Below are 18,404 nucleotides of genomic sequence, written 5' to 3' on the forward strand. Positions count from 1 at the left end.
CGGCAATAATACAAGTTGTCATAGTCGATAATAGAATTAAGGATTACATCTTACGTCCACGGGACTTCTTCTGCTTGTTTTCGTCCTGCTTTTGTTTTTGGGCAGCAGTAGGCTGTGTCTGTCCAGTCTTCAGAGGCTCTTTCACATTCTTCGTGGCTTCATTCGTCTTGCCGTGGTTATTGACAGCTACCTGTGTTTTGTGTTCTTCGGCTACGGCAACCACCTTTTCCTTGCCGGTTTCCTGCTTCTTGTCGGGATTCCATTTATAAAAGCGTGGGCGGTTCTGTTCCTTGTCCATGCGGACGTATGCGTTGAAAGGTTGTCCCTGTTTGTCCACCATATTCTTTAGATATAGTGTGCGACCGCTATCCAAGGCTTCACGCTGTTTTTCTGATAGTTCCAGTCCGCAGAGCTTATGGGGCACGCCTTGCTGCTGTGTCTGCTGCTGGCGTTCCTTAAATCCACGGTTGTTGTCGAAGATAAATTCAATGCCTTTCTTCTCGGCATTGACCTGAAGCGTGGCATTAAAAGACTTGCCGCTCTTGGCAGTCATACCTTCCACCTTCACGGCTTTGCCTTCCACAAGGTCTTTGTACTGGGCATCAGAGAGCGTTACGCCCTTGATTTCCTTGGGGATGTTCACTCGGTCGGCACGCAGGGCTATGATTTCATTCGTTTGTGGGTCAATAGAAACGTAAGCAGAAAAAGGCTCAGCGTTCTTGGGAGTCACTTCGATGGTTTTACCGAGATTGCCCGTAGCGAGAAGTGCCTCCTTTTCTTCGGGAGAGAACTTGTAGCCCATATAGGGAAAATCAAGCTGTGGTTCTTTTCTCAAAGGATGAATTGCCAAACCGATATTGCCGTTATCGTCCGTGCGGAAAGCAAGGCGTGCTTCGGTATAGATGGTCGTGTCGCCAATAGGAACGGAAATCGTTACGAGGTTGGTCTTTTGCCAATTAAGCATTTTTTCCAGTTCTCCGCCCTGTTCCAATCTCTCACGGGACAGTCCAAGGTTGTCGAGCATCTTCCAGTCCACTTTCTCGGGGTCGATGGCAGTGGTATTCTTCTTTTGCGGCAGATAATCATCAAAGGACACCCCAATCTCTGCCAGCTGCTGATTGCTTTCAGGCTTCTCACGGCTTTGTAACATAGTACGCAGGTTGTCCACGCCCTGCTCCACATTGTCTGCCAATACCTTGTACAACCCGAAATGAGTCGGGTTATTGAACTGTTTGAGGAAGTTTGTCATGAAGTTCTTCAGAAGCCCGTCCTTGTTGTTGAACTTCAAGAACGCAGCCTGATTGGCAGCAGCAGCCTCTGTGGTCTTGAGGTTTCCCTTGTCGTCAATACCAGAAACTACGGAGAGTTTTCCTGCTTCCTTTTCGTTCTTTACCTCCGTGCGGTCTTCCAGGACCAGCACGTAATTGTCATTGCTGTTTGATTCCATAAATCCTTGTTTTGAAGTTGATTAAGTTGTTATCTGACAACAAAATTATAGCTATATAACTTATATTCTTTATAAGGAGGTGATACAAGGAAATTAAAGGAAATATAAAGAAACTTGTTTTTTTGTCGTTTTTTTGTCGTTTTTTTTACATCTTTTTCAATATTATTTTGTATATTTGTAGCTGTTTGAGCACATACCAATTCTTTTGTTTATGGACAAATTAGTCTTGGGTGAGCTAAACACGACATTTAAAAAGGCGTTTACTAACGTTTTGTCTTTGACTGCTTAGAATCTCGCAAATCCTAGATATGTTCAAAGAACAAGGCAACGTAGATGTCCGTGGTGTGAACTGTATCCACACCTTTAATACGTTAATACTATCCTTGAGTAACTCAAAGGATACATTTTAATGTAGAGGAGGTTGGTATATTCATATCGGCGTGGACTCTCGTTGTTCGTTCTAACATATCGGGCAATGCGAGAGCCTAAAGCAGTGGGACGGACAATAGCAGTGCCCACGCTTTTTGTTTTGTCGCAAAAAATAACCGTGATAGAAATAATTACAGTTATGGGTGCTGAACTGTATGTATGCGTATGAAAGAGATAGAACGGGCCAGCCTCATGCGTATAGCATCAGATATCATCCATGTTGATGCAATTATTGATTTAAGAGAACTCTCATTCTTAGAGAATATACGCCAGAAATATCATATCACTCAAGAAGATGAGAGAAAGTCTTTTATGCTTACATTACAAGAGGCTGTATCTTGTTTACAGGAAAGTCAAGAAAGCCTGCAACAAGATCTTGTTGGTGATATGAGAAAAATGATAGTGAGTGACCACTTGTTTTCTCGCCAAGAGAATGTTTTCTTGTTAATGCTACTGGCATGTTTTACGGAAAAAGTAACTGGATATGCTACAGTATATTCCATAAAAACTCCTGACGATATAATTATTGACGACTCTCAAATACTATATATTGAAGGAGAGTTCTATGGTAACTATAATAAAGATATTATAGAGCATTATCGGGAAATAGTTAATGAATTACGACTCATAGGGTTTAATTTTGTTTATCTCCCTAAAGTTGGTGAGCACTATAGTTTATTAAAAGATGATGAACTTTTCAATTTCATTCATTTTTTATATCCAGACATTAACAATCTGTTGATTAATTCTATTTCTCAACAGATTAGAACCCTTACTACTTCTGATTTCTGTAAAGAGCAGATTGCAAAGCGATTTTCAATACCGGAGTTATCAGAATCAGTTCCTTCTTTGATGCTAAAAATTGGAAATTCTGTCGTTAAGAATCAGATTTACACAAATTTTCTTGTTATCGAAATGGAAGATGACCCTCTATTTATGATACAAGAACTGTGTGCCCTGTTCATGGATTCGTTTCAACCACGATTGCTTAATCCTATATGTGAAAGTAGACAACGATTTGCATATCAAGGATATTATAAACAAATATTTGACGCTTTTATAACTCGGAAAGGTGTTCGAAGTAGTGTTGTCGTAGATATTTGTAGAGGTCATATACTCTTGCCAGAAGCGGGTGTCAAGTTGGAAGGATTGCATAGAAGAGAAAAGGCTTTATACGCACTGTTTCTACTGGAAAGCAAGAGCGGGGGTATTAACTTTAATAAACCGACAACAGGCAAGAAATCATTAGAAAGATATAATAGGAGAATGGAGATTATTCAACAGAAATACTCCATTATTTATGAAAATTTTGGAGGGGATCGCGCAAAGGCACCCATTCTAGAATTGTCTACTAACAGATTACCTATGATAGCCCTCATAAAAAAACAGATACGTGCTCTTGATAATGTGTTGAATCAAGGGGACGATTATTTGGTACAGCGCAACCTATATGGTAACTATTGTGTAAAATTGCCACCAGAGTTGTGCAGATGTATAGAAACTTCTACACGTAAAAATTGTGCATTCTCTGAGTCTGAATTTTGGATAAAACTTCTAGCAATGTAAACACCTTTAATATTAAGTCAGGTTGTAAAACACATTCTATCTTTTATTTTTTTGCTAACCTTGCAATTCTTTCTATTGATTGTCTCTACTCTTTAATTGCAAGGTTGCAACTTTCCATTTTGGTATGAGAATAATATGTAGCTTTGCACTATATAATCTTTTAAACAAAATATTTACGTCTATGGCAATTTCTTTGGAAAAAGGACAGCGAATTCAAATTGGTCTGTCAAAAGTAAGTGTAGGACTTGGTTGGGATCCAAATGATGGTACTGGCTTCGATTTTGATTTGGATGCTTCAGCGTTTATGCTTGGGTCTAACCACAAAATACCTAGTGATGACTTTTTTATTTTCTACAACAATCAAAAATCACCTGATGGTTCCGTCGAATCAACTGGTGATGATTTGACGGGAGGAAATAGTGATGGTGGAGATGATGAGACTATTAATGTTGATTTATCCAAACTTGATTCTCGTATAGAAGAAATTCTATTTACAGCAACAATATATAAGGCGGAAGAACGCAGACAAAACTTTGGACAAGTACGGAATTCATATATCCGTATTTATAATCAACTTACTAATGAAGAGATTGCCCGTTATGATCTTGACGAAGATTTCTCCATAGAGACTGCTGTTGAATTTGGTCGTCTTTATCGTCGTGGAGATGAATGGAAATTTGAAGCGATAGGTAATGGCAACAAAGGAGGCTTGCAGGCATTAGTAAATAAATATCAATAATCGACATGGCTATAAGACTAGAAAAAGGACAAAACTCTCGCCTCGATATGAATATATTTCATGTCGGCCTTGGTTGGGATGTAAACGATGATAATTCTGGTCATGACTTTGACCTCGATGTATCTGCATTTCTTGTTGGTACAAATGGCAAAATTCTCTCCGATGACTATCTTGTTTTCTATAATTCGGAAAAGCGATTAAAGGTTCATATTTCTGGGACAAACAAGGGAGAATTAATAAAGCCACTAACAATCGTTCCAAGTACTGAATGGAGTGACAATGACGATATGCGCAAACAATCGAGACCTGTTGATCCAGATATTTCGGTTATAGGCTCAATTGATGATGAAGATGGTAAAACCTCAGAAGATGGCGATGATGAAACAATGGATATTGATTTGTCGCGTGTGAGGTCTGAAATTAACGAAATTGTAATCTGTGTGAGTATACATAAATATGCTGAGCGTAGACAGAACTTCGGTCAGGTTGGTCGAGCTTATGTTCGCCTATACAAACCTGGACAGGCTGAGGGTGAAGGAGATTATATATATGAACTAAATGAGGATTTCTCAACATCAACCTCAGTTGAGTTCTGTAGATTCTATCGTCGCAACGGTGAATGGAAAATCCAAGCCTTAGGAATTGGACACAAGGGTGGACTTCAAGAATTGTTAGACAAATATAACAATTAAACTTACTGCTATGGCTATAAGACTTGAAAAAAGCGGAGATCAGCATCGCATCAATTTAGAAAAAGATAGCTCTGCTTTTTCTAGAGAAATTAAGATTAACCTCGACTGGAGCAAAGGAGGATTCCTAAAGAGTCTTTTTGGCGGAGCAATTGACCTTGACCTTGGTTGCTTTTACGAGATGACAGATGGAACCAAGCAACTTATAGATGGTTTACAATTCTCTCATGGACGTGGTGGCGATCGTCATAAACAAACGAGACAAGGATGCTATGACAGCAAACCTTTCATCTGGCATAAAGGTGATGATAGAGGTGGCAGTTCTGAATCAGGAGAAACAATATTAGTCAATCCACAAGGTGTAAACCAGATAAAGAGAATGATTATCTATACCTTTATTTATGAAGGTGTGGCAAAATGGTCGGAAACTAACGCAGTTGTAAAAGTCTCGGTACCAGGAAACGAAGATGTTGTAGTGGAAATGGGTCAGCAAACTTCTAATAAAAAGTTTTGTGCTATAGCCCAATTAGATTTTGGAGGCGACAATTCTATAACTGTTAAGAAACTTGTTACTTTCCATGATGGACATTCAGACTGCGATCGGAGATATAGTTGGGGTTTTAAATATTCTGCAGGTAGTAAAGATTAACAAAAAACAGAAAAGATATGGCAATAAGGCTAGAAAAAGGTCAGCGCATCAACCTAGAAAAAGAAACTGGTGCTAAACTCACCAATTTTTGTGTGGGTTGCAACTGGGGCGCAATCGTTTTAGAAAAGTCTGGCTTCCTTGGTTTCGGGACAAGGAAAGAGGAACTTGACGTAGATGTTGATTTAAGTTGTGTAATGCTTGACGCTAATGGACAGCTTATAGATACACTTTATTCTCCGCTTTACAAAAAGGATTTTTTCCAACAAGTTGGACTTCCCATAGGCAAAGACTGGTCGGCAGATGGTTCTATGTATCACACACCCGATGATACGGAGGGAGATAAGGGTGGTGACGATGGATTAGACAACGAAATTATTACTGTAGATTTGAATAAGGTTAATCCGCGGATTGATCAAATATTTTTCTTTCTGAACATTTACAGCCCCCGTGATATAGATTTCTTAAAAATTCCATATGCAGCAATTAGAATGTTTGAAGGAACTCCGGAACGTGTTAATTCTGTATTTGCACAATACGATGTTGCAAAAGACCCATTGTTCGCTGGTAAAAATGCATTAGTTATGGGTAAATTGTATCGTCGCAGTGGCGAATGGAAATTCAATGCAATCGGAGATGCTTTCGATGATAATTATGACCTTCGTCAAACTATAAAGAGAATATTAACTTCATACAATAAATAAAAATGAGAAGACTTCCCGTTTATTTAGTCCTCGACACATCTGGCTCTATGTATGGTGAGCCAATCGAGGCTGTTAAGAATGGTGTACAAACACTTATCTCTACTTTGCGTAGTGATCCATATGCTTTAGAAACTGCATTTATTAGTATCATAACATTCAATACCAACGCTCAACAAGTAACGTCTCTCACAGAGTTGGCTTCATTCCAACAGCCAACTATTGATGCTGGAGGATGCACTGCGCTTGGTGGCGCTTTGGAATTGTTGGCACAGAAGATAGATGCTGAGGTAACAAAGACTACGGCAGAACAAAAAGGCGATTGGAAACCTTTAGTTTTCCTTATGACAGATGGTGAGCCGACCGACGATATCACTCATGGGCTCGCTGAATTCAGAAAACGTAAAACAGGAATGGTTGTGGCTTGTGCTGCAGGCACAGGAGCTAATACCAATACATTAAAACAAATAACGGAAAATGTAGTATCTCTTGACACTGCTGATAGTGCGACCATCAAAGCCTTTTTTAAATGGGTAAGTGCAAGTATTAGCACTAGTAGTATAAATCTTGAAAAAGGTGAGGGCGAAACTTCTGACATGAGTGAGTTACCTCCTCCACCTCCCGAAGTGAACATTGTAGTATAGTGAAAAAGCGTTCTTATTACCTTGTAAAAGAACTGAACTTAAAGTTCCTTTTGCAAGGTAATATTTTCACGATGACACTTAAACAAGCCAAGTGTCATTGCTTAATGGCGATTAAAAAAAATGAGACATTTGCCCGTATATATATTGATTGATACTAGTGGCTCCATGAAAGGCGAGCCAATAGAAAGCGTAAAAGTAGGATTGAGTGACATGATTGCAACATTACGCCAAGACCCTTATGCTCTAGAAACGGTTGCTATTAGTGTCATAACATATGATAGCGAGGTTAAGCAAGTTCTTCCTCTTACAGAATTAGAAAGTCTGCAGATACCCAATATTACAACACCTGACTCTGGACCAACCCACATGGGCATGGCACTGGAAGAGTTGTGTAGGAATATTGACAGAGAAGTAAATAAAGGCTCCGATGAACAAAAAGGGGATTGGAGACCACTACTCTTTATTCTGACGGATGGAAAACCATCGGATATTATGGTTTACAATCAAATTATTCCAACAGTTAAAAGCAAGAATTTTGCTAGTATCGTTGCTTGTGCAGCAGGTCCAAAAGCCAAAACAGAACCATTGAAATTGCTGACGGATAATGTATTTACCCTTGACACTATGGATTCTGCAACTTTCAAGAAATTCTTTCAGTGGATTAGTGTAAATATTGCACAAGGAGGTAAGAGTGTTGGCACAACGGAAACATTAGAACTGCCACCCGCACCCGCAGAAGTGAATATTGTTATTTAGAAATTTATGAACTGCAAGATTGTTGGATATGAATTTAAGCACTTGGAGATAGAATTATCTCCTGGTGAAGATTTTTATGGGGAACGAGGTGCATTTGTCTATTGCGATGAAGGTATTGATAAGCAGACTGAAATAATTGGCACCTCAATTAGCGGAGTATTGCTCAGTAAACTATCAGGCGAAAGTCTGTTGCTTGTTCATTACCGTAACGTAAGTAGTAGTAACAGAATTTTAGTTGTTGCAGGTTCTCATGCCAATCTCTTACCACTCAAACTTAGCGGTTCTGACACCCTACTGATAAGACGTGGTGCGTATGTGGCTTCATCATCTAGAATGAAAATTGATGTAAATTTAAGTCTGAAACACATCATTGCTGGGATGTCACTTATGATGCAGCGAATAACAGGTGATGGAACTGTATTTATTGATGGTATAGGAATACCAATAATTAAAGAACTCCAATCATTTGAGTGTATAGAAGTAGATGAGAATCATGTTATTGCTTTGGAAAATATCCATGAAAATCAAATCAGTGCGGGATGGAATCTTTCTAATATATTCCGCGGTGAAGGACTTTCAACAATAAAGATAACTGGACCTGGGAAAGTGCACCTCTCCCCACTTTCTATTGTAAATTCTCCTAACACACGATAAATATAATTTATTATCTACATAAAACCCATTTATAATGAGAAGATTACCCATATATTTTCTAGTCGACGTATCCGAGTCTATGGTAGGAGAGCCTATTCAGCAAGTTGAAGATGGCATGAGAACTATCATTCAAGAGTTGCGCACAGATCCATATGCTTTAGAAACAGCCTATGTGTCAGTAATTGCATTTGCAGGCAAGGCAAAAACTTTGTCGGCACTAACAGAACTTTATAAGTTTTACCCTCCTCGTTTTCCTATAGGTGGTGGCACGTCTCTTGGAGTAGCTATGAATCACCTAATGGACCATATCAATGTGGATGTCGTTAAGACAACAGCGGAGACAAAAGGTGACTGGAAGCCAATTGTATTTCTCTTTACAGATGGCACACCTACGGATAATCCTCAATCTGCTTTTGAACGTTGGAATAACAAGTTTCGTGGGCATGCTAGCATCGTATGTATATCTATAGGTGACAATGCTGACACAGAGCTTTTAAGCCAGATTTCCGATAACGTTTTCCGCCTTAAAGATGCAAACAAAGAGGCTTTCAACGCTTTTTTCAAGTGGGTCACTGCTAGTATTAAGACCACTAGCCAATCTGTGGCAGAATTTAATGTAGACGAGGTACAACTTGCTCCTGCTGATGGTATCAATCTTGAGAAGATAGACAACACGCTTTTCACAAAGTTGGACGAGAACTTTGCTGTGCTTCCAGCTAAGTGCCAGACAACAAAAAAGTCTTATTTGATTAAGTTTGCAAAACGTGGTATTATTGCTCAGCAAATTGAAGAAATACGGCACTTACCAGACGTTGAGCGCCGTTTCAAACTTGTAGGTGCCTACCCCATAGATGAAGAACAATACTTAGCTTTAGGTGATGGTCACCCAACCCATCGTAATATCAATACCAATGACCTTATTGGACAACCAGCTTGCCCTTGTTGTGGAAATCAACTAGGCATGGTGGTGTGTGAGTGTGGCAACGTTTTCTGTGTCGGTGAAGATGGGCATAGCAAGTGTCCTTGGTGCGGTATGGAAGGAGAACTAGGCACAATAGATAGTGGTGGAATTGATGTAACACGTGGGAGGGGTTAATATCTATGAGTATAATTTCTAATATGCTTGATGACAATAACATCAAGGCTTCACTTGCACAAGCAGATGACTTTGAGAAATGGGTTGTAAAAGATTTATGGGAGAAATATTGTGAAAGTAAGATGAACAATAGAATAATAATTGAAAACAAAATAAAGGAACTTGGTATTAGACTTCCTAACGGAACTGTCAATAAAGAGTACAAGCAACAAATTACACTTCCGACTTCGCTTGCAATAGAGTGCAAGTTTGAAGGAACAGAAGATCTTGGACTTACCGCAGAAGTGATGCAAGATGAAGAGAATATTGTTGTTACCATAAAAGGTAAACCTAAACAAGCAGGCGACTTCAATCTCACCTTATCATATAAATATAAGGAATGGATTGATGGCGAAGAACCATTAACCCTCACAATTCCTGTGGCATTTAATGCCGACCCTCGTACTTTGTGGAAGAATATTCCCACATCTAAGGATATTCCTTTCTACAAAAAAGACTTCACCTGTGAGTATGTGAAAGTTGAAGATGATGGAGAGAGTGGACCATGCAAAGACATAGTGGCAGCCAGTCAACGTGGTCGCTCGCATGCTCAAGAGGGAAAGGCTCGAGATGATCATTTCAATCTTTACCATTGTGACAAGTCAGATTGGTATATTATTGTTGTTGCAGATGGTGCGGGATCTGCAAAATTTTCACGTAAAGGTTCAGAAATTGCATGCAGAACAGTCATTGAGCAGTGCAAGAACAAACTCATTGACAGTGCAAAGTTTGAAGAAAAGATACGTGCCTACCATAATGCTGATAATGAAGAAGTGGCTAGAAAAAGTATGGCCAATGTTATATATGATATTGTAGGAGGTGCTGCCTTCAAGGCACATCAAGCCATTAATGAAGCTGCAAAAGAAGCAAAGGATCAGGGGCTGGATGCCGTGCCAAAAGATTTTGCAACAACATTGATGTTCTCTATCTGCAAGAAATTTGATTTTGGTTGGTTCGTTGCCTCATATTGGGTTGGCGATGGAGCGATGTGCATATATAATAAAGAAAAGCATACACACAAATTGCTTGGCATACCTGATGAAGGAGAATTCGCGGGACAGACTCGCTTCTTGACTATGTCAGACATTTTTAAAGATGCTCAGTCTGTAATGTCTCGTTTACGTTTCTCTATTGAGGAAGACTTTACTGCACTTCTCTTGATGACCGATGGCGTCTCCGACCCAATGTTTGAAACAGATAACAATCTTAACAACACTGATAAATGGGATGAGTTATGGGACAAACTTCATAATGGTTTCCCTGAAGATGAGATTAAGGGTGTAGTCCTTTCTGATGACAATGAGGAATCGCAATACCAACTATTGAAATGGTTAGAATTTTGGTCACCAGGAAACCACGATGATCGTACAATCGCAATTTTATACTAATAGAAGATTGTTCTATATATGGCAAATATTGTTAAAGTAACAGCTAAGGATGGAAGTATCGTTGAGTTCTATGATGAAATCAAAGCGCAAGGTGGTGTAAAAGATGTATATTTCTCTACAGATAAAACATATGTTGTAGCTTTTTACAGAAAAAGTCCAATATCAGGTAATGACAGCGCACGTTTAGAAAATATTGTTGGTGTTTACCGTGAAAGGATATTTCCTCAAAATGGTGACGGAGACTATTGGAAAGAACTCTTCCCTTGGCCAACAAAAATAGTGGAATGGCAAGGTATGACAGGTATTGTTATTCCCTTCTATGATAAGCGTTTCTTTTTTAACAACGTAGATCCCAGTTGGCCATTCATTAAGGATGGACAGGAAAAAAATGGCAAGTGGTTCTCTTCTGCGAAGCTGCTAAATAAGTTTGTTCCTACAAATCAGAAAGGAACATTTTTGAGTCGCCTTCACATGTGCTTAAAGATTGCTCGTGGCATCCGTCGTATACACGCAGCGGGTCTAGCACACTCTGATTTGTCATATAATAATGTTTTGGTGGATCCTATGACTGGAAGTGCCTGTATCATTGATGATGATAGTCTTGTCGTACCAGGGAAATTCCCACCTGAGGTCGTTGGTACACCAGGTTTTATAGCACCAGAAGTACTTGCCACAAAAGATCTGAAAATAGGCGACCCAAACAAATGTTTGCCCAAAATCACTACAGACCGTCATGCCTTGGCTGTACTCATTTATACATTTCTACTTAACCGGCATCCATTAGATGGAGGGAAAGTATGGAATACAGATCCAGCCATAGATGATGATATGCGGTATGGAGAGAAAGCACTGTTCATTGAACATCCGACAGATGCAACAAACCGGGTAAAGGTCGGTGACTTAATGGCGTCTCAACTACCTCAGGGAGATCCTAATAGGTTGCCTTACACTGTATGTGGACCATATTTAAAGTTGCTTTTTGATCGCGCCTTTATAGACGGACTTCATAATCCTACTGCTCGTCCAAGTGCTGCAGAATGGGAAGAGGCTATCCTAAAGACATGTGATTTGATACAGCCTTGTCAAAATTCTAATTGCGAACATAAGTGGTTCGTTTTTGACAATACTCTTAAACCAAAGTGTCCATTTTGTGGCAAAGAATATCATGGACAACTGCCTATTCTTAATCTTTACTATTCGCCTGCAAAAGGAAGGTTTGTTCCAGAAAACCATCGCCTTATGGTTTATGACAAACAAACTTTATATGCATGGCACGCTAATCGTCTTATACCCGCTAATGAAAGAACCAGGGTTGAGGACAAAAAGCCTGTCGGAGATTTCCACTTTTTCAATGGTGAGTGGATTCTTATAAATCGCCGTCTCACTTCAATGAAGGACATTACAGGAAAGAAAGAAATTAAGATTGGTGACTATGTTTCACTAACCGATGGAAGGCAAATCTTATTGTCCGGAGAAGATGGAGGTAGGTTGGTTGTGGTGCAACTTGTAAATAATTAATAATAAAGAAAAATTGGTATGACTGTAATTGGTAATCGAGAACTTTATCAAAAAAGTGCCTTAGTTAGTAAGTCGAATCCATGGGTATGCGACTGATTTGTTGTACAGCAATAATAAAGGTAATACAGATGTAGAGCAGATCCTTGTTTAGGAATGCGAACTATATAAAAATCATTGATGACATATCTAAGGCAAAAGGATAATAATCTGTCAATACTTAGAATTTAAAATTATGGCAAGACGTAAAACAAACATAGGTATTCCGGGGTTGAGTTTCTCAAGGAAACGAGCACTAGGTGTGCCGCAAGCAAAACAAAAGTTTGCCCGTCAAACTGGCATTCCTACAAGTAAGGCAGGATTAGAACGCAAGATAGGGAGTTTTCTTCTAAAAATGCTATTTGGTAAATAGAATTTGCGGGCATTGCAACATTGCAGCAGAGAATTGTGCCTTTTTCCTATCAGGGAGTGCAACGTTTCATAATTCTTAGTATCAGACCAAAAAAGTTCTACATTTGCATTGTAAATCAATAATAATAAAAAGCAATTACAAATGAAACAGATTACACTATGCCTAGTTTGTGGTATTTTTGTCGCTAGTTTGACAAGCTGCGATAATGGTTCTCGCAATAGTACCAATTCTTCTAATACTTATACGCAGTCACAGGATTTCGCCTCCGGTGATGATAAAAATGTCGTCAGTGAAGTAGCCGATGTTGTAGACCAAGTGGTAGAAAGTTCTCCATACGTAGACAACTATTTGCAAACGGGCAGTGCGCCCTATTCTAGCAATTCTGCATATGGCGATAACTCCACTATTACAGTACGAACTTCTTCTTCTGATAATGATGTCGTGGTGATTGTAAAAAGCTATGGTGAGATGGTTCGAAATGCTTATATACAAGGCGGAGACTCATATACTTTTAATTTGCCTAGTGGTAATTATCAAGTATTCTTTTATGGAGGAAAGGGATGGGATCCGACCAAAGATATGAATGGATATCAAGGAGGTTTCGTTTATCAAGAAACTTTCTCAAAAGACGACCCTATTGATTTGGATGGTCAAAGACTTGAATACGAGCTAATCCTTCAGCAAAATGGTAATTTCCAGACAAAAGGCAGCAGTGAAAATGAGGTTTTCTAAGTAACTATTCAGTGATAAGGCGTATGAGCTATTGTTGATTATCAATAAGTTACATAAACAGATATATACAAATTCTGGTAAAGAATATCATTTCGAGCCTTTTTGTCACAATATTACATTTATAAGTTCTTGATATTCAATGTTCATTATCGCTGAATAGTTACTCTTCTAATATAGAATTATAAATAATATTAAATATCATCTATTATGACACAACAGAAAAATTATGTTGGCTTGACAGAGGCTCAAGTAGAGGAGAGTCGAGCGCAAAATGGTGCTAACGTGCTCACACCACCCGAAAAGGAGTCGCTTTGGAAACAGTACTTTGAGAAATTCGGAGACCCGATAATAAAGATACTCCTCCTTGCAAGTATATTTTCCGTAGGAATATCATGCTATGAGTTTTTTGGGGCAGGTGAATCTGCAACTGTCTTTTTCGAGCCAGTGGGTATTATGTTGGCAGTAATGCTATCAACCGGTCTTGCGTTCTATTTTGAATTAAAAGCAGACAAGGAATTTTCGGTCCTTAACCAGGTAAATGATGACGAACTTGTAGAGGTTATTCGTAATGGAAATACAACACAGGTTGCCAAGCGTGACATAGTTGTAGGTGACATAGTTGTCCTAAGCACTGGTGACGAAGTTCCAGCAGACGGAGAACTCTTAGAGGCTACGGCATTACACTTGGATGAGAGTACGCTTACAGGTGAGCCTGTATGCGCTAAAACTGTCAATGAAAAGGATTTTGACAGGGAAGCAACCTTCCCATCTAATCACGTAATGCGTGGCACAAAGGTTATGGAGGGACATGGTGTCTTTAAGGTGTTTGCAGTGGGTGATAAGACAGAGAATGGAAAGGTGTTTGAGGCTGCACAGATTGATGATAGTATCAAGACACCACTCAACGAACAATTAGACGGACTTTCTGACCTGATTACCAATCTTAGTTATGGTTTTGCAGCTTTTATCATTGTGGGTAAACTTTTCGTGTTCTTCAATTTTACCTGGATATCATGGTTGTTGCTTATTCCTACTGCGTTGTTTTTCTGGCTTGTCATTAAAAAGTTTGAATACTGGTCAAAAACAGCCTGCATAGCTACTATCGTAGCGTTTTTTGCATCCCTTATAGGAGGTGTGCTATGGCTACATAATCTTGTTATGCCAGGTCAGGAGTTGTCACACCTTTTCTCTTACACATTGGAAACCTTGATGGTTGCTGTAACAGTGATAGTTGTTGCCGTGCCAGAGGGTTTACCCATGGCTGTTACTTTGAGTCTTGCTTACAGTATGCGTCGTATGCTTAAAACGAATAATTTGGTAAGAAAGATGCATGCATGCGAAACAATGGGAGCCACAACAGTCATTTGTACAGATAAGACAGGAACGCTGACTCAAAACCAGATGAGTGTGTACGAAACCAAATTCTATGATGAGGCTATGATGGCTTCTATTGAAGAAGGGATGGCTGTGAATTCAACAGCCTCAATTGATTTTTCTGATAATAGGCCAAAAGTACTGGGCAATCCTACGGAAGGAGCATTGCTCTTATGGTTGAAAAAACAAGGGAAAGATTACAAGACAATGAAAGCGTCTGCTCCTGTTCTTGAAGAACTACCTTTTTCAACGGAGCGTAAGTATATGGCAACAATTGTATCATCTGCGGTGAGCGGAAAACGGATGCTTTATGTGAAAGGAGCCCCCGAGATTGTTCATTCACTATGTAAGCAAACGGCAGGTAATGTGTCTAAATCTAAAATTGAAAAACAACTGCTGTCCTATCAAAATCAGGCTATGCGCACATTAGGCTTTGCATATCAGGAGGTGGATGATAATGAGGTTGTAATAAAGGATAACCGTATTGTTGCAGAAAATCTCACATTCCTTGGTGTTGTAGCTATTTCAGATCCTGTGAGAGAAGATGTTCCTGCTGCCGTGAAAGAATGCATTAATGCTGGTATTGATGTAAAGATTGTAACGGGAGACACACCAGGAACTGCAAAGGAAATAGCCCGACAGATTGGCTTACTTAAGGATTCTGATTCTGAGGAAAGTATCATTACAGGACCAGAGTTTTCTACCCTAAGTGATGAAGAACTCAAGAAACGTGTACAAACATTGAAAGTTATAGCCCGTGCTCGTCCTATGGACAAAAAGCGTCTTGTGGAAGCTTTGCAAGCCAACAACGAGATTGTGGCTGTAACTGGTGACGGTACAAATGATGCACCCGCACTTAATGCTGCTCATGTGGGATTGTCAATGGGAGATGGTACTGCTGTTGCCAAAGAAGCTTCAGATATTACCATTATTGACAATTCTTTCTCTTCCATCGGTCGTGCGGTAATGTGGGGACGCTCTCTCTATCAGAATATCCAACGCTTCCTTCTTTTCCAACTTACAGTAAATGTTTCGGCATGCTTTATTGTTCTCGCTGGTGCTTTTATGGGTACGGAGTCGCCACTGACAGTAACACAGATGCTATGGGTAAATCTTATCATGGACACCTTTGGTGCTATGGCTTTGGCTTCGTTACCGCCTTCTGAGCGTGTCATGAATGAGAAGCCTCGCAATCGCAAAGCGTTTATATTAGCAGGTGATATGTTACACAATATTCTTGGTGTTGGCATAACATTCTTCCTTATGTTACTTACATTGCTCTACATATTCCAACATGCAGAAATCAATGCAATGAGCGATTTCTTACATTTGCAAATAGGAGCATCTAATAAGGTTACTCCATACGAACAGACATTATTGTTCTCTATATTTGTCTGGACTCATTTCTGGTACATGTTTAATGCACGTGCATTCTATACAGGAAAGAGTATTTTTTCTTCAAGCATGAGTGGAGGCTTTTGGACAATTGTTCTTGTTATTATTTTTGGACAACTAATAATAACAGAAGTTGGCTATGATTTCTTCAATGTAGAACCAATGTTCCATAATACCAATCACCCATTAGGATATGTTGACTTCTTTATTATAGTGCTACTATCTTCACTTGTTATTTGGATTCGTGAAGGTTGGAATATTTTAAAAAAAGTATTTTAGTTATTTTATTGTCGGCTTAGGTTATTATTTAGCCTAAGCCGATATTGAGTAAAAAAGTGTTTGAAAATTCTAAAATCAAAATGGCGTTATAGGAAAGTATTTATATTTCCTTTATTAGTTGGCACAAATTAGGAACATTTTTTATTCGTTCAATTTCACTATCAACAAGGGTTAGTACCTCTTGTTTGGTGCGTTTATAATTGGCTTCGATAGTCTCTTTGAGATTGTCGGAGCCATCTTCGTTTTGGAACTCAGCAATGATGGGGATGGGTTGATATGCTTTCATTTCTGCCGAAACCTTTGCACTATCCACTACTATCTCTGCATGAAAAATCTTCTGGTCGATGCGTTCATCAAAGTTGTCAGACACTGCACCAACGAACATTCCCTGCGTGAGATTGCTAATTTTAGAAGCAGGGATAAGGCTGTCCATCTGTGTGGAGATAGATGTCGATTTGTCATTACGATTAATGGTCATAGACTGGCGCTGTTGAAGAACTTTGCCAAAACGTTCCGAGAGCGTCTTAGCTGTTTCTCCAACCACTTGCCCGGAGAACACGTTACCTACAGTGTTCTGTATTACCTTGCTCTCCTTATCTCCATAGTCCCTTGTTAATTGGCTAAAATCCTGAAATCCCAAGCACACTGCAACCTTATTGCTTCGGGCAGTAGCGATAAGGTTGTCCAACCCACGAAAATATATGGTGGGTAACTCATCTATGATTACCGAGCTTTTGAGTTGCTTCTTCTTGTTGATGAGCTTCACGATACGGCTGTTATACAAACCAAGTGCAGCCGAATAAATATTCTGTCGATCAGGATTGTTACCCACAACAAGGACTTTCGGCTCATTAGGGTTATTGATGTCAAGTGAGAAATCATCGCCTGTCATCACCCAATAAAGAGCAGGTGAAATCATTCGTGAAAGTGGTATTTTGGCACTGGCTATCTGTCCCTGCAACTGGTCCTGTGCTCCGCCTTCCCATGCGTCCATAAAAGGAGAAAGGTAGTTGGCAAGTTCATCGTAGGAAGTGAGTATCGGGAATATCTGTGCGTAGGGACGGTTAAGAAATTCGATGGCATGGGGAAAGGTGCAATACTTCCCGTCCTCATAGATTTTCAGAAACCAAATGATGGCAGCCAGCAAGATAATCGGTGACTCCACGAAGAAGTCTCCCTGTTTCTGAATCCACGAGCGGTTGAGATTGAGCATAATCGTATAGGCACTCTCGTAAGCGTCCGATATATCCGTCATAAAGGCAGGATTGATAGGATTGCAGCGATGCGACTTTCTCGGATCATCGAAGTTGATGACATAGAACTGCGGCTTTATCTTGTAGGCATCCAAGTGATTAAGCAGGTGATTATAAGCAATCTCAGAAAGGTCTGGAAACTTATAGTCGTAGATGTACATGGCAAAGCCTTTCTCTATCTGCTGCTTGATGTAATTGTTCACGATAGCGTAAGACTTACCCGACCCCGGTGTGCCGAGTACCATCGAGGCGCGGAAGGGATTGACTACGTTAATCCAGCCATTATTCCACTTCTTCTTATAGTAGAAGCGTGTAGGAAGATTGACCGAGTATTCATTCTCCATCAAGCGCGTTTCCTGCATGAAACTCTCGTTCTCCGTATTAAAAACATCGTCCATAAGGTTGTTTTTAAGCAGCGGCTCATCCATACACCACCCATCAACAGACAGATATAACCAACGGACAGCGTGAAGATATAGAGCGAAGCGGCACCGACCTTACCGATGGGCAATACCAGCAGCCACCAATTGAAAAAGAAAAAGACAAAGCCAGAGAAAAGCACCGTCCAAATCTTTGGCCAAGTGATTTTCTCCTCTTTCACGCCTTTTGTCCCAAGGCAGGACAAGGCAAGGAAAACCACACAAAAGAGT

15 protein-coding genes and 1 pseudogene are annotated in these 18,404 nt (G+C 39.8%); 14 read left to right on the forward strand and 2 right to left on the reverse strand.

Annotation, left to right across the window (positions count from 1 at the left end):
* Positions 1–43: 43 nt before the first annotated feature.
* Positions 44–1,447, reverse strand: coding sequence for a DUF4099 domain-containing protein (locus tag HMPREF9969_RS07695; RefSeq protein ID WP_009435256.1), 1,404 nt, complete (start codon positions 1,445–1,447; stop codon positions 44–46).
* Positions 1,448–2,041: 594 nt separating this feature from the next.
* On the opposite strand from HMPREF9969_RS07695, the gene HMPREF9969_RS07700 reads away from it, so the two are divergent.
* The 14 genes from HMPREF9969_RS07700 to HMPREF9969_RS07765 all read left to right on the forward strand — a co-directional run bounded on the left by HMPREF9969_RS07700 (position 2,042) and on the right by HMPREF9969_RS07765 (position 16,501).
* Positions 2,042–3,442, forward strand: coding sequence for a hypothetical protein (locus HMPREF9969_RS07700; RefSeq protein ID WP_156787966.1), 1,401 nt, complete (start codon positions 2,042–2,044; stop codon positions 3,440–3,442).
* A 181-nt stretch (positions 3,443–3,623) separates the two neighbouring features.
* The gene (locus HMPREF9969_RS07705) at positions 3,624–4,181 is read left to right on the forward strand and encodes a TerD family protein (RefSeq protein WP_009435248.1); all 558 of its coding nucleotides are present in this window, start codon (positions 3,624–3,626) and stop codon (positions 4,179–4,181) included.
* A 5-nt stretch (positions 4,182–4,186) separates the two neighbouring features.
* Positions 4,187–4,873 (forward strand): TerD family protein, encoded by a 687-nt coding sequence (locus tag HMPREF9969_RS07710; protein WP_009435254.1) that lies wholly within the window; start codon positions 4,187–4,189, stop codon positions 4,871–4,873.
* Between the two features lie 10 nt (positions 4,874–4,883).
* Positions 4,884–5,519, forward strand: a complete 636-nt coding sequence (locus tag HMPREF9969_RS07715; protein WP_009435257.1) for a stress protein — start codon at positions 4,884–4,886, stop codon at positions 5,517–5,519.
* Positions 5,520–5,536: 17 nt separating this feature from the next.
* Entirely contained in the window at positions 5,537–6,220 is a 684-nt protein-coding gene (locus tag HMPREF9969_RS07720; RefSeq protein ID WP_009435252.1) for a TerD family protein, read from the forward strand.
* A gap of 2 nt (positions 6,221–6,222) precedes the next feature.
* On the forward strand, positions 6,223–6,861 hold the full coding sequence (locus tag HMPREF9969_RS07725; protein ID WP_009435253.1) for a vWA domain-containing protein: 639 nt from the start codon (positions 6,223–6,225) through the stop codon (positions 6,859–6,861).
* Positions 6,862–6,981: 120 nt separating this feature from the next.
* On the forward strand, positions 6,982–7,617 hold the full coding sequence (locus tag HMPREF9969_RS07730) for a vWA domain-containing protein (protein WP_009435250.1): 636 nt from the start codon (positions 6,982–6,984) through the stop codon (positions 7,615–7,617).
* A 6-nt stretch (positions 7,618–7,623) separates the two neighbouring features.
* Entirely contained in the window at positions 7,624–8,271 is a 648-nt protein-coding gene (locus HMPREF9969_RS07735; protein WP_009435260.1) for an AIM24 family protein, read from the forward strand.
* 34 nt (positions 8,272–8,305) lie between these two features.
* On the forward strand, positions 8,306–9,367 hold the full coding sequence (locus tag HMPREF9969_RS07740) for a TerY-C metal binding domain-containing protein (RefSeq protein WP_009435249.1): 1,062 nt from the start codon (positions 8,306–8,308) through the stop codon (positions 9,365–9,367).
* Between the two features lie 5 nt (positions 9,368–9,372).
* Positions 9,373–10,794, forward strand: coding sequence for a PP2C family serine/threonine-protein phosphatase (locus tag HMPREF9969_RS07745; RefSeq protein ID WP_156787967.1), 1,422 nt, complete (start codon positions 9,373–9,375; stop codon positions 10,792–10,794).
* Between the two features lie 18 nt (positions 10,795–10,812).
* A complete protein-coding gene (locus HMPREF9969_RS07750; protein ID WP_009435262.1) occupies positions 10,813–12,312 on the forward strand; it encodes a helix-hairpin-helix domain-containing protein in 1,500 nt (499 codons plus the stop codon).
* A gap of 232 nt (positions 12,313–12,544) precedes the next feature.
* Positions 12,545–12,721, forward strand: coding sequence for a hypothetical protein (locus HMPREF9969_RS13040; protein WP_198005081.1), 177 nt, complete (start codon positions 12,545–12,547; stop codon positions 12,719–12,721).
* 141 nt (positions 12,722–12,862) lie between these two features.
* Positions 12,863–13,453 (forward strand): hypothetical protein, encoded by a 591-nt coding sequence (locus HMPREF9969_RS07760; RefSeq protein WP_009435247.1) that lies wholly within the window; start codon positions 12,863–12,865, stop codon positions 13,451–13,453.
* Positions 13,454–13,660: 207 nt separating this feature from the next.
* Positions 13,661–16,501 (forward strand): cation-translocating P-type ATPase, encoded by a 2,841-nt coding sequence (locus HMPREF9969_RS07765; protein WP_009435255.1) that lies wholly within the window; start codon positions 13,661–13,663, stop codon positions 16,499–16,501.
* 100 nt (positions 16,502–16,601) lie between these two features.
* Here the strand turns inward: HMPREF9969_RS07765 and mobC are convergent.
* Positions 16,602–18,404: pseudogene (gene mobC, locus HMPREF9969_RS07770) on the reverse strand (conjugal transfer protein MobC); the annotation flags it as partial.

The organism is Prevotella sp. oral taxon 306 str. F0472, from assembly GCF_000257925.1.
GTDB classification, from domain to species: domain Bacteria; phylum Bacteroidota; class Bacteroidia; order Bacteroidales; family Bacteroidaceae; genus Prevotella; species Prevotella vespertina.

Excerpts from the sequence above, each read along its gene's own strand:
- HMPREF9969_RS07750 (WP_009435262.1), top strand. The coding sequence starts at position 10,813 with ATGGCAAATATTGTTAAAGTAACAGCTAAGGATGGAAGTATCGTTGAG.
- HMPREF9969_RS07765 (WP_009435255.1), top strand. The coding sequence starts at position 13,661 with ATGACACAACAGAAAAATTATGTTGGCTTGACAGAGGCTCAAGTAGAG.
- HMPREF9969_RS07710 (WP_009435254.1), top strand. The coding sequence starts at position 4,187 with ATGGCTATAAGACTAGAAAAAGGACAAAACTCTCGCCTCGATATGAAT.
- HMPREF9969_RS07745 (WP_156787967.1), top strand. The coding sequence starts at position 9,373 with ATGAGTATAATTTCTAATATGCTTGATGACAATAACATCAAGGCTTCA.
- HMPREF9969_RS07740 (WP_009435249.1), top strand. The coding sequence starts at position 8,306 with ATGAGAAGATTACCCATATATTTTCTAGTCGACGTATCCGAGTCTATG.
- HMPREF9969_RS07705 (WP_009435248.1), top strand. The coding sequence starts at position 3,624 with ATGGCAATTTCTTTGGAAAAAGGACAGCGAATTCAAATTGGTCTGTCA.
- HMPREF9969_RS07715 (WP_009435257.1), top strand. The coding sequence starts at position 4,884 with ATGGCTATAAGACTTGAAAAAAGCGGAGATCAGCATCGCATCAATTTA.
- HMPREF9969_RS13040 (WP_198005081.1), top strand. The coding sequence starts at position 12,545 with ATGGCAAGACGTAAAACAAACATAGGTATTCCGGGGTTGAGTTTCTCA.
- HMPREF9969_RS07735 (WP_009435260.1), top strand. The coding sequence starts at position 7,624 with ATGAACTGCAAGATTGTTGGATATGAATTTAAGCACTTGGAGATAGAA.
- HMPREF9969_RS07695 (WP_009435256.1), bottom strand. The coding sequence starts at position 1,447 with ATGGAATCAAACAGCAATGACAATTACGTGCTGGTCCTGGAAGACCGC.
- HMPREF9969_RS07725 (WP_009435253.1), top strand. The coding sequence starts at position 6,223 with ATGAGAAGACTTCCCGTTTATTTAGTCCTCGACACATCTGGCTCTATG.
- HMPREF9969_RS07720 (WP_009435252.1), top strand. The coding sequence starts at position 5,537 with ATGGCAATAAGGCTAGAAAAAGGTCAGCGCATCAACCTAGAAAAAGAA.
- HMPREF9969_RS07700 (WP_156787966.1), top strand. The coding sequence starts at position 2,042 with ATGAAAGAGATAGAACGGGCCAGCCTCATGCGTATAGCATCAGATATC.
- HMPREF9969_RS07730 (WP_009435250.1), top strand. The coding sequence starts at position 6,982 with ATGAGACATTTGCCCGTATATATATTGATTGATACTAGTGGCTCCATG.
- HMPREF9969_RS07760 (WP_009435247.1), top strand. The coding sequence starts at position 12,863 with ATGAAACAGATTACACTATGCCTAGTTTGTGGTATTTTTGTCGCTAGT.